A 1,009-nucleotide genomic window follows, 5' to 3' on the forward strand; every position below is an offset into this window, starting at 1 on the left:
GACGCTGCGACCTTCCGGGTCCTGGCCCGCCGGGACCGGCTCGCGGACGTGCTGGCCGGGGCCGAGGCCGCCGGCTCCAGGCGGACGACGACGTTCGCGCTGTGATCACGGATCCGGTCGTCGTCGGCCTCGACGCCCTCCCAGTCGGCGTCGACCGCGTCGACCCCGTGGTCACGGGGCGGGTGGAAGGAGAACTCCTGGCCCAGGGCGTCCAGGGACGCCGGCGGCATCGGCTCCCAGATGCCCATGGTCCGGTCGCCCTGCACGTTGGAGTGCCCGCGGACGGGCGAGGCGCCCGCACCCGGCGTGCCGATGATGCCCCGCAGCAGCAGGAGATCGATGACCTCCTTGATGGTGGCCACCCCGTTCTTCTGGTTCATGCTCAGCAGCGTTCGGCCGGCCCGGACCGGGCCCATGTGGTCGAGCGCCAGTTCCATGGCGTAGTAGACGGCAGGCCAACCGCCGGCCCAGTCCTTGGGCTTGCTCACGTCGAGGTCGTTCTCGTCGACCTCGCGCACTTCGGGCTTCTGTCGGGCCACGAGGCCCTTCCCTGCTCTGTCGCTGTCCGCGTCCCCGGAGGACTGGCGCACCCCGTCCCGGAGTTTCGTGCCGGGCGGCGTTTCCTGTGGCACCGCCCTGGACGGGGTCCTGGCCCTGCGGATCGGAGCAGGTCGTCCGCCGCGGACCGGAGGGAGTGGCGGAGAGGACATCGAGTCTTTGATGTGCAACTTAGTTCATACTGCGCAACATCCACCGAGCCGCCCAGTGATGGTGTCAAGGATTCCGGTCGATAGAGAGCTCATTGGGGGGACCGCCGTGGCGACCGCTCGAACAATCACTCGGAATGCTTGACAGGGGGAAGTGGCACAGGTCACGCTGGTGAGCACATTATGAAACAGGTTGCGCAATGTGCTCCTCCGGGACCTGACGAGTGCTCGCTCTCGTCGTGGTTCTGGGTCATCCGTTGTCAGTTAGTCGAAAGGGGTCCCGTCATGGAGTCCCTCGTCAT

Annotated in this window: 1 pseudogene; it reads right to left on the reverse strand. The window is 67.6% G+C overall.

Features of this window, described 5'->3' with window-relative positions:
• Positions 1-149: 149 nt before the first annotated feature.
• Positions 150-374 (reverse strand): annotated as a pseudogene (locus ACFYE1_RS17460) (hypothetical protein); the annotation flags it as partial.
• Positions 375-1,009 lie beyond the last annotated feature (635 nt).

Source organism: Kocuria nitroreducens, from assembly GCF_042879195.1.
GTDB lineage: Bacteria > Actinomycetota > Actinomycetes > Actinomycetales > Micrococcaceae > Kocuria > Kocuria nitroreducens.